Genomic DNA, 11252 nt, shown 5'->3' with positions numbered 1-11252 from the left:
TCGCAATATCTACGAACTGGCTCCCCAAATTGACCCAAAGGTGTCCAAACTTCCCTTTGAATCGGCTCCCGTCTCAACCTCGTCTCATGGAAGCATCGTTCCTTAAATTATGCGATCGCATTCTCCCCGTCTGGCACAAGAACAATCCTCTATGGCTCCGAGTGCGATCGCTGAGTGTGGGGAATTCTAAACGGGCAATGCGCTGCTAGTTTTAGACTATGATTTCATCTGCGATCGCACTGGATTCAATATTTTGCAGCACAAGTCGCCGTTGAAGAAGTCTTTGCAGGTTGGGCTGCAACTAATTCGACTTTTCCGGTTTTGGGATGGCGATACCAAGTGGTTGCTTCCATCAATGCAGTGGGTTGAAGCATTTCTTCAGCATTGTGCTTGGCGTTGACTGTCCTTGTTGGAAAATGAGACAAATCGCGAACATCATTCCAAGGGCGATCGTGCCTTGTGTCCTGCATCGGATTGATTGGAACCCCACCCCGCCCAGTGATGACGAAGCTACTGCTTTGATTGGCGGCACAGGTTGCTGCGATTTGCTGAGTTGGATCAATGATCTCCGCAGGCAGTTGAATCAAACCAGAATTCGGATCAACCCCCACATTGTTGACTTGCACTGCACCACTGATATCTAACTCAGAGCTAGCAGTAATGTCATTTGTCGAGTTATTTCTGGGAGTCAGCGTATTACGGAATTCTAAACCCAGAATGCTTTGAGTTGTGATGGTAATGTTGCCTCCTCTCCCCCTGAAAGCGTTTGCGATGATATCGCTGTTTTCCATTGGAACAGCAACAATAATCGGAGCATTAATACTAATGTCACCACCCTGACCCGTGCCACCCGCTTTCGATGAAATTTCACTGCCCCGGCGTAACAGAAGTAACCTCTGAGCTTGCAGATTGATATTTCCACCTTTGCCAGAAGCTGTCTCCGCTGTAATGCTTCCAGTACGATCGAGAACAATCTCATTGGCATTAATCTGCAAATTGCCAGCATTACCCTGCCCAGGATGATCAACACCTACAATGGCTCCATCGGTAACCTGTAAGCGAGACGTGTTCAGGCTCAATTCTCCTGTGTTGCCTGTGATATCTATCGGATTAGGTAATCCAAATAGTTTGCGAATTGGTTCTGCAAGAACATCTGCTCTGGCTCCAAGCCGACTGGGAAGCCCGGAAACAGAACCTACTCCGCTAACTTCAATTTTGTCGGAAGCATGGATGAATAAATTGCCTCCGTTTCCATCGTTGACCGTCGATGCAACAATCCCTCCTCCATCCGACACTTTCACGGTAGAAGCATTAATCGTGAGTTGTCCGGCGTTGGTCTTACTGAATGTACCGACTACAATGACACTGGCAGCAGCGCTCTGTGGATCTTCTCCGCTAATCTCGATTGAATTCGCATGAACAGTTGTATTTCCACCTAACCCTGTCCCAGACGTAGAATTACCAATGACAGCCCCTCCTAACATCTGTAATTGATTTGTTCTCACATGAATGTCACCACTGCTACCAGAACCAACCGTCTGAGTGTTCACGGAGCTGGCAAATCCACTCAGAGGCGATAACCCTACAAGTTGCAGCAAGTTTTGAGTATTGACAGAAATATTGCTTCCTTTTCCTGCTCCAAAGTTAAACCCATGCAGCGAGCCACCGTCTTGCAGAACAAGTTGAGAAGCAGAAACAACGATATTTCCTCCATTGCCTGAGCCAAAGTTATCTGCCCTCAGCAGACTCTGTGGAAATCCTGAAGTTCCGATGCCTTGCAGTTCAACAGATTCAGTGGCATCGACCCGGATGTCTCCTGCGTTTGCGCTGCCTGAATTGACTAAAAGAGCAGCAGAACCATCGGTTAAGCGAATATTGCGTCCTTGAAAGTGAATTGCTCCCGCAGGGCTACCACTCGCATCGACCAATGACTGACGAACGAGTTGGATATTTCCAAACTGCTGAAGATTGCTATACCCAAACTGCTGAAGGGGTGAAGCAGTGTCTAGAGTCACAATGCCATTACTGCCACTTCCCAGTTCAATTTTTCCGGAGGGTGCATTGAGTACGCCACCCTCTAAGGAAATCTCTCCACCGATTAATGCCAGGGTCTTTCCAGCATTAACGCTTAATCCCGCAGGATTATTACTGCGATCTGGAGAAGACGCAAAAGGATTGATCGGAAAAACCAAGCCATGTCCAGTATTTTGAATCGTGATCCCACCAGGACGACTCCCCATTTGCAGCCCAATCGGAACGCTCATCGTTAAAAGAGATGAATCTGCTGGAGAGGTTGCAACAAACTTCATTCCATCCGCGAAAAGGATGCTATCGGCTGTCGTCGCAGTAAAAGAACCACTGATATTCAGAGAAGCCTGGGAACCAAACAGAATCCCGGCAGGATTGATCAGAAACACATTCACAGCATTGCTGTTGTTGATGGTGCGAATCACGCCATCAATATTTGAGACACTTCCCCCAGTCACGCGACTGAAGATGGTGGAAATGTTAGGAGTATTCACCAGATCGAAGGTTGCAGAGCCACCTGTGGGAATTGAAAACTCGCGAAAGCTGTGGAAGAGATTGCTGCCTGCTGCGCTGCCGTTGGTAATGGTAAAAGCGTTGCCTGATCGTGCCACCGTGCTTCCCAGCGTGCCATCAGACGTGATTTGTTGCGCTTGTACCTGAGTTGCGAACATTAACCAACTGCCGAAGAGTCCAAGGGAAATCAGCGATCGCAGCATATTTCTTCTCTCTTAAGGGGGTCGGGGCTAATATGCCCACTTTGAGACTGAAATTTCTACGATCTCAAACTTTATCGCCGTTGATGGCTGAGGGCTTGTTATGAATGGTCAATCTTAAACTTGAGATCGTCAGCTAAGGCTGAGGCATGAGCGAGAATTGTCGCCATAACTGCCTCGAAGCGACTCATCGGCATGTGGAGCACGATAGACTTTCCTATTGGGTTAGGATGCCACAGGTAGTCCTGAGTTAAGGCTGCTCCGTCCGGGTAAAAATCAATTCGCCCGACGAATGAGTCGCCGCTATAGCACATGAGCAAGCCGACACGACCTTCAGCTCCGCCGGAAAGGGTAACCGTATATTGGTCAAAAGATTTCGTTGTCGCCATAAACTACTTCCGATATTTAGGCTGGCTCTTTCAGTCTAATCGCCCATATCTGGACGTTAGACCGAAAATGGTTGAGCACATACACGGGCAAGATCGGTAGGTTATGCAAATCTTTCTACGATCGCGCATCAATCAGCTCAAGCATTTCTGTCGGGATTTTACTCCCAGTGACAAGCGTTGCTACTGAGGTGAGATGCTGGGTTCATTATCCTGGCACCTCACTGTCTCATTCATCCTACTAAAACAGAAAAGTGGTTCTTAGCACACCAACATACTGAGTCGGATTGTTCTGATTGTGTTCTGGATTGAAGATCATCAGTAAACCAGGTGTTACAGAAATTTTGTCATTAATTTGATGACGATAGAAGACTTCTAAATGCAATGACGTGTCTGGGTCTTCTCGATTTGAGATCGTATTACGGGTGACTTTAGGCGGCATACCCAATAAAACAGCACCTAGATTGCCCTTTGCACCCAAATCTGGTAGAGCTAAAGCGATCGCCCAGTTCCAAATATCTGCACCTGCACCTTTGGTTGCACCAGATTCAGCCGTTGCATCTGTGAATCCAACCCAACCTGATAGGTTCACTTGAGGACTCACCCGATAGTTAGCCGTCAGCCCATAGGAATGAGTTAGCGTCGCCACATTGCCAAAGGGTCGCCGAGCATTTAAGCTACCTGTACTGCCGGACGCATCTACAGCTGCACTGGGAAAGTAGCTATAAGCGTAAGTCAAGCCAAATTCTAAATTTTTTGTAGGGGCAAAGTTCAACTGCGCTAAGGCACTGCTATTGCCATTGAATAAACCCGTTTCAGGATTGTTAGCTCCGCGCGCCCGATACACCGTCACCAAGCCGAGATTGTCTGAGAACTTATGCTCGACACCAACTCCTGGACCTCCCACCAAGCGATAGATCGGAGAAAACCGCCCAAATCGGGAAATTGACCCGATCGAGTCTAGTTTGAGGAAGTGGTTTAACGGATTTGCCATCGCTTCAGTGCCATAGCCATTCGCAATTGCCCAAACGCGAGTCTGACTCCCTAACGGAAAGCGATAGAAAAAGTCATCAATCCCGACTGAGCCATTACTACTTCCGTCATATGAGATGCGGGTCATGTTCGTGCCTGTAACATTGGAATCCAGGGGAACAATAGTTTGGCTTTGTAACCGAACGCGCAGCTCATCTTTGCCCGTAAAACTTGTGACAAAGTTTAGACGGCTTCGATAGCCCATTGTTGGATTGTTAGGCAGATCTCCGCCTCCCACTTTTTCATCGCTGAGGGGAGAGGAGACAGAAAAAATTGTTTCGCCTAATAGTTTTGTTGTGGTAGAGAATGCTTGCTTTTCTAACGTGCCGACTTTTGCCTCTAGTCGATCGACGCGACCACTCAATGCTGCTAATTCCGTCGCAAACTCATCTTGCAGTTTTTTGAGGGTTTCTAAATCTTCTTTCTTCACCAAATCCGTTGTAGCAGCCGCAATCAGTTCATTGACGCGATCGAGACAGGCGTTCACGCCCGCCGCAAACTCATAGCGGGTGAGTGCACGATTACCCCGAAAGGTGCGGTCTGGATAGCCTGCGATACAACCATAGCGCTCGACCAAAGATTGGAGTGCTTGGAACGCCCAGTCTGTGGGTTGAACATCCTTTAACTGAGAAACAGAAGTCACCTGAGACATCGCATCTATGGCAGGTAGCTTCTCGACTGGATAAGTGCGATCGCCAATCTCAGCAGATGCCAAACTTGCCAAACTGAAGCTGGCAGCGATCGTGATTGACGATCCAAATAAAAGACGTTGTAAAACTTGGTTGACCATTCGTTCTCACTCCTCCCATTCCTCAGAGAATGGCTAGATTCAGAACCTAGGTTTCCCAAAACATAAGTTGATTACCTTGAAGGAAAATTAAGTTATCTTTAGCAATTCCAAATGGAGCAAAAGCTTTCCAAAAGCTTTTGGGTAGAGTATTTCTGTCCATAGAAACAAGTAAATAATTGTCAAATTGGCTGAATCTCTAGATTTTTCGTGTTGATTTTCTATAGTCTGGGGGAAAAGTAAGGCTGTAGCAATTCTGATTCAAGTCAACCTCAAGTTGAGTCAGGTAAAGGCAGGGATTCAAACCTGTACTGCATCTAAATGAGAATTGCCCTACCTCACCTCTGTCAAACTGGATTCCAACCTAGATTTTCTGGTGGCTGAAATAGCAGAAATGCAGTTGATTTTCCCCAGCGTGACACAGGAGAGACAGTCCACTCGACAAATGTTTACCCAAAATGCTGACTAGGCGAAAGTTTGCCAGGCTAGGATTATTTTCCTTAGGACTTGGACTTGCAAGTTGTACACAGCGCAATAGCCAAATGAATCTGAATCTCGCGCAAGCGTCTAGTGATGCAGATTTGGTGATTTGGTGGGAACAAGGCTTTTTACCCGAAGAAAACGAACAACTGATCCAACTCGTCCGCAAGTGGGAACAGGCAACTCAGCGTAAGGTCGATTTGAAATTGTTACCTGTCGATCTGATTGACCAACAGCTCAACAAAATTGTTGCCGATCCGAATCATCGACAAGTTCCTGACATTGTCTATTCGGTTGGGATTGATACTAGCCTTGCCCCAAAGATGGCTTGGCAAGATCAATTACTGGATCTAACAGATGTCCTGACACCGCTGAAACCGCAGTATACTCCCGTTGCTTTATCCCAAGTCTCCTATCGCAACAAGATCCGAGGAGAACGCAGTTACTACGCGCTGCCCCTTTGGCAATCCGATGACTACATCCACTTTTGGGGGAATCTACTCGAAGAAATTGGGTTCGATTCCCAAGCGATTCCCCAACAATGGGATGGATTCTGGCAGTTTTGGCAAAAGGCTCAAGCGCCCTTACGTGAGAAGGGACATTCTAAACTGCATAGTGTGGGGTTATGTATGTCGAGCGTTGGCTTTGACACCTACACGTCTTTATTGATGTTTTTAGATGCCTACAATGTTGCAGTAGTCAATGAAGTCGGTGAATTTCTGCTAGAGATGCCTGAAAATCGGCAACGATTCATCGCAGCACTGAGCCAGTACACCGGCTTTTACACTCAAGGCTTTGTTCCGGAAGTCGCAATGAAATGGACAGGTGCAGGGAATAACACTGCTTTCTTAGATGGCAGCATTCTGATGACCCAGAATCTAACGCTATCTATTCCCCTCACCCAAAAACTTGCGAACAATCCCTATAACCAGGACGCTTTGCAGCGCTATCAGCAAATTGTCACGATCGATCGACCGCTCAAAACAGATGGTACTCCTCTGTTGACTCGCAAAGGTATTAAACAAGCGATCGTTCCGAAAGCTAGCCCGCACCAGCAAGCTGCTAAAGAGTTTCTCACCTACTTGGTGCAACCAGAAAACATTACGCCCCTGGTTCAAGGCTTCAAGGGGCGAGTCTTGCCTGTGATGCCGAAATTGCTAGACAGTCCATTCTGGAAAGATTCGAGCGATCCCCATCTCTCTACAGCGCTGAAAATTTACGATCGCCCTAGCTTGATTCCCTATGAGGTGATGCACTCTGCCTTTAGTGAAGTCCAAAGTCAACAACTCTGGGCAAAAACGGTTCTGAAAGTGATCCAAGACAAAGCCTCTCCCACTGAGGCAGTTGATTGGTCGATCGCGCAAATCAAATCTATTTGGCAAGCCTGGGAGAGACAAGCATGAAACGCTGGTTTAATAAAAGCTTATTGACTCAATTAGTCGGCTATTTTTCTCTGCTGTCGGTGGTAACGGTGACGACAGTAGCGGTTGGGTCTTACTTCCAAGCGAGAAGTTCACTAGAGAAAGAAGTGATCAATCGCCTGACTGTGGCAACCCAACTCAAAGATTATCAATTAAAGAAATGGGTTGAAAATCAACTCCGCGATACGCTCATCGTCAGCCAAGAAACCCGCATTCAACAGGCACTGAGTACGCTTCTAACGAAAAACCCGACTGAGCCTGAGTACCAGGAAGCCTACAAAATTCTCAAAGAGCATGTGGCGCAGTTGATTGCCATCAAACCCAATCTTCGGAGCATTCGGATTACGCGCAATAGTGGCTTTGTGGTGTTTGCCTCCGACGATCCGAAATTAGAGGGAACCTACCGACCTTTAGGAGATCCCGCCACGTATTTCACCCGCGATCGCATTAATATTGTCGTTCCTAACTTTTACATCTCGCCTTCCACTGAAAAAGCGTCGATTACCGTTGCCACACCGATTACCGACCCCAAGGGGACGCGAATGGCTGCTTTGATTGCCGATCTCAATCTCGATGAAGTAGATACCCTAATTCGTGACAATACGGGCTTGGGGGAAACTGCAGAAACGTACCTCGTCGGTCGAGCCAAAGGCAAGCAGATTTTCATTTCTCGTCAACAGACTGCGAAAGTCAATCAGGAACAATTTAAGGAAGGCATTAGCAGCATCGGCATTGATCGTGCCGTTCGGCAACAAAGCGGGTTTGGCAGCTACATCAATTATGCCGGGGTGCCTGTGGTCGGGGTCTATCGTTGGTTGCCAGAACAAAATTTGGCATTGATCGCCGAAATCGATCAAACAGAAGCATTTCGAGCAGCGAACCAATTAGCGAACAACATTCTCCGGATCGGGTTTCTGTCTTCTGGCGTGCTGCTCATTGCGGTCTATCTACTCTCCCGGCGAATTACCCGCCCGATTTTGGCAATTGGAGAAGCGGCGACCCGCCTCGCTCAGGGAGATTTAAGCCAGACTGCCCCAGTGATGACCCAGGATGAAGTCGGCACGTTAGCTCAGACCTTCAATAACATGGCGGGACAACTAAAATCGTCTTTTGAAGTGTTAGAACGACGAGTCGAGGAACGGACGGCTGAGTTAAAAGAAGCGAAAGAAGTAGCGGATAGTGCGAACCAAGCCAAAAGTGAGTTCCTTGCGAACATGAGCCATGAACTCCGAACGCCCTTGAATGGGATTCTTGGCTATTCTCAAATTCTGGAGCGCTCCAAAATCTTAGGAGAAAAAGAACGTCATGGTGTGAGTGTCATCTATCAATGTGGCTCTCACCTGCTCACGCTCATTAATGATGTTCTTGACCTCTCTAAAATCGAAGCTCGAAAACTCGATCTGATTCCCAAATCCTTCCATTTTCCTGCCTTTCTACAAGGTGTGGTTGAAATCTGCCGAGTTCGTGCCGATCAGAAAGGGCTGGAATTTCACTACCAGCCTGATACCGATTTGCCAGCCGGAATTGAAGCGGATGAAAAACGGTTACGCCAGGTTTTGATTAATTTATTGGGCAATGCCATCAAATTTACCGATCAAGGACAGGTCACGTTGCGTGTAGAGCGAGTGGATGTGGACGATCCGTCCTTGACCTCAAGCCAGCCACGATCGACCAAATTGCGATTTGTGATTGCCGATACTGGGGTTGGGATTTGTTCGGAAGATATTGGGAAACTGTTTCAAGCCTTTGAGCAGGTGGGCGATAAGACCCGGAAGGCTGAAGGAACGGGCTTAGGATTGGCACTGAGTCAGCAAATTATTCAGTTGATGGGAGGTCAAATTCAGATCAAGAGCCAAGTGGGTGTGGGTAGCGAATTCTTCTTTGAGATTGCAGTTTCAATTGCCCAGAATTGGCATGAACGCCAAACTATCACCGCAGCAGGTCAGATTGTTGGGTATGAAGGATCACAGTGCCAGATTATGATTGTTGACGATCGTTGGGAAAATCGTGCCATCATCGTCAATTTACTGGAACCCTTGGGGTTTGTTGTGACAGAAGCGGTGCATGGTCAGGATGGTTTAGCCAAACTTCGGGAGAAATTGCCCGATTTAGTCATTACTGACCTGGCAATGCCAGTCATGGATGGATTTGAATTCCTGAAGCAATTACGCGGTGATTCTGAGCTAAAACACCTGAAAGTCATCGTCTCTTCTGCGTCTGTTGCCCAACTCGATCAGCAAATGAGTTTGGATGCAGGCGGAGATGATTTTCTCGCCAAACCAGTCCAGGCGAGTGAATTGTTCAGTCTCCTGGCTGAGCATTTACAACTCACCTGGAAGTACGACAAAGCTTCACCAGATTTATCTGATGCTCCCGAACCGAACCTAGAATCTAACCAAGAACTGATTCCACCTTCTGTTGAAGACTTACAAGTCTTGCTTCAGCTTGCTCAAGGCGGTCGGTTGAAAAAACTTAAGGAAGTTGCTGAACAAATTGGTCAGCAAGATGCGCGCTATAAACCTTTTACGCAAAAGGTTCTACAGCTCGCGAAACAATTCCAACTAGAGCAAATTGAACAACTGATTCAACAGCATCTGGTTTTGCAGAATACTTAGAAGGTGGAAAGTATGAGTACTCAACATACAGAGCTAATTTTAATTGTTGACGATACACCAGCTAACTTAGATGTAATTTCCGAGGCGCTCAGTGATGCTGGATTTGAGGTTGCGATCGCAACCAGTGGAGAGCGCGCTCTGCAGCAGGTTGAATATGAGCTACCAGCGCTGATTTTACTGGATGTGATGATGCCCGGAATCGATGGATTTGAGACTTGCAAACGCTTAAAGGAGAATCCGAAAACGCGGAATATCCCCATTATTTTCATGACAGCTCTGTCCGATGTTGAAAATAAAGTGCGCGCTTTAGAGTTAGGGGCAGTGGATTATGTCACAAAGCCTTTCCAAGAACATGAAGTGCTTGCGAGAGTGAAAACTCATATCCAGCTTTACTCCTTAACTCAAAACCTAGAACGACAAGTTGCCAAGAAATCGGCGGATTTGCAAGCATCCCAACTGCAACTGGTTCGCAGCGAAAAAATGTCGGCGCTCGGCAATTTAGTAGCGGGAGTTGCCCACGAAATTAATAATCCCGTTGGCTTTTTGTTCAGCAACTTGCAACCTGCCCAAGAGTATGTTCAGGATTTATTTGGACTAATCAATCTATATCAACAAAAGTATCCGAATCCTGATCCAGAGATAGTAGAACAAATTGAAGCGGTGGATTTGGAATTTCTTCAGAAAGATCTACCCCAACTTCTCAATTCGATGAAATTGGGTCTAGAAAGGATTCGTAACATTAGCACTAGTTTGCGAACTTTCTCCCGCTCTGATACAGATTCCCAGGTTCTGTTTGATATTCGTGATGGATTAGAAAGTACGATTTTAATCCTCAAGTATCGGCTTAGAGCAAACGAAACCCGTCCTGCCATTGAAGTGATGACAGAATATGGCGATATCCCTGAGATTAGCTGCTTTCCAGGACAGCTCAATCAAGTTTTTATGAACATTTTGGCGAATGCGATCGACATGTTTGATGAGGTCGCGCAACAGTCTACCTTTACTGAGTTGCAAGCCAAGCCCCAAATCATTACTGTTCAAATGCGACTGGCTACCCCAAAAGTAGTTGAAATTCGGATTCGGGATAATGGGACAGGCATGAGTGAAGAGGTGCAAGCTAGAATCTTTGACCATTTGTTTACCACTAAGAGTGTGGGTAAAGGAACCGGGTTAGGACTCGCGATCTCGCGTCAAATTATTGAAGAAAACCATGGTGGCACGATCTCAGCCAACTCGGTACTCGGAGAAGGCACTGAATTTATGATTCAACTTCCTTGTATCAGTTGAGCAATTTATGTCCAAGGGATGCGCAAAGAGTGCATGAGTATTACAGTTGTAGATAACTTTCACGGAGACTGGAAGCCTGATTCTGTCGTTCAAAATTGTTTGCTTGAAGGGACAAAACAAGCTTAAAAACAGGCAAGTTTAGCGATCTACAACTGTAATACTTAGGCTTATTCATGGTGTTCCTTGTTCTGATTGAGAACTAATGTTCAGGATTTACTTGCCATGTAATCACAATGATTTCTGCAAATATTAAGACGGCTAATAGCCACGAAAACGCTTGTAACATGGCTTCCATCGTCCAGTTCTGGCTCTCAAGCGCGATCGCCGTCAGGCAAACTCCGAGCGCGAGATACAGAAAAGTAAACCAGGTAAATCGTTTCATTACTTTCTCCGATGAAGCTTATTCTCTGTACCAGACACGCACACATTGAAAGCAATTGATTGCAAGACCCTGGCTGATCATCACTGGGTGGAAAGCATTACTGGTCGTCACTCCGTAGACA

General features: G+C 46.7%; 8 protein-coding genes. 4 read left to right on the top strand and 4 right to left on the bottom strand.

Annotated elements, in window-relative coordinates; all coding sequences use genetic code 11:
- Window positions 1-86 precede the first annotated feature (86 nt).
- Window positions 87-209, top strand: coding sequence for a hypothetical protein (locus J0L70_RS31750; RefSeq protein ID WP_268183922.1), 123 nt, complete (start codon window positions 87-89; stop codon window positions 207-209).
- Window positions 210-245: 36 nt separating this feature from the next.
- Here the strand turns inward: J0L70_RS31750 and J0L70_RS31745 are convergent, their stop codons facing one another.
- The 3 genes from J0L70_RS31745 to J0L70_RS31735 form a co-directional block, all read right to left on the bottom strand.
- Entirely contained in the window at window positions 246-2744 is a 2499-nt protein-coding gene (locus tag J0L70_RS31745) for a two-partner secretion domain-containing protein (RefSeq protein ID WP_287457310.1), read from the bottom strand.
- A gap of 98 nt (window positions 2745-2842) precedes the next feature.
- Window positions 2843-3130, bottom strand: a complete 288-nt coding sequence (locus J0L70_RS31740) for a hypothetical protein (RefSeq protein WP_268183926.1) — start codon at window positions 3128-3130, stop codon at window positions 2843-2845.
- A 238-nt stretch (window positions 3131-3368) separates the two neighbouring features.
- The gene (locus J0L70_RS31735; protein WP_268183928.1) at window positions 3369-4949 is read right to left on the bottom strand and encodes an iron uptake porin; all 1581 of its coding nucleotides are present in this window, start codon (window positions 4947-4949) and stop codon (window positions 3369-3371) included.
- Window positions 4950-5488: 539 nt separating this feature from the next.
- On the opposite strand from J0L70_RS31735, the gene J0L70_RS31730 reads away from it, so the two are divergent.
- The 3 genes from J0L70_RS31730 to J0L70_RS31720 are packed head-to-tail and all read left to right on the top strand — an operon-like array spanning window position 5489 to window position 10749.
- Window positions 5489-6829, top strand: a complete 1341-nt coding sequence (locus tag J0L70_RS31730; RefSeq protein ID WP_287457308.1) for an ABC transporter substrate-binding protein — start codon at window positions 5489-5491, stop codon at window positions 6827-6829.
- Window positions 6826-9462, top strand: a complete 2637-nt coding sequence (locus J0L70_RS31725) for a hybrid sensor histidine kinase/response regulator (RefSeq protein WP_268183932.1) — start codon at window positions 6826-6828, stop codon at window positions 9460-9462. Before J0L70_RS31730 ends, J0L70_RS31725 begins: the two co-directional genes overlap by 4 nt.
- 12 nt (window positions 9463-9474) lie before the next feature.
- Window positions 9475-10749: a sensor histidine kinase gene (locus J0L70_RS31720; protein ID WP_287457306.1), complete on the top strand. Its 1275-nt coding sequence runs from the start codon at window positions 9475-9477 to the stop codon at window positions 10747-10749.
- A gap of 199 nt (window positions 10750-10948) precedes the next feature.
- On the opposite strand, the gene J0L70_RS31715 is transcribed toward J0L70_RS31720, so the two are convergent.
- Window positions 10949-11131: a hypothetical protein gene (locus tag J0L70_RS31715; protein WP_287457304.1), complete on the bottom strand. Its 183-nt coding sequence runs from the start codon at window positions 11129-11131 to the stop codon at window positions 10949-10951.
- Between the last annotated feature and the right edge of the window lie 121 nt (window positions 11132-11252).

Origin of the sequence: Leptolyngbya sp. UWPOB_LEPTO1 (genome assembly GCF_017302695.1) — a bacterium.
Taxonomy (GTDB): Bacteria; Cyanobacteriota; Cyanobacteriia; order Leptolyngbyales; family Leptolyngbyaceae; genus Leptolyngbya; species Leptolyngbya boryana.
The sequence above is the reverse complement of the archived record's forward strand: the minus strand, read 5'-3'. Positions and strand labels throughout refer to the sequence as shown.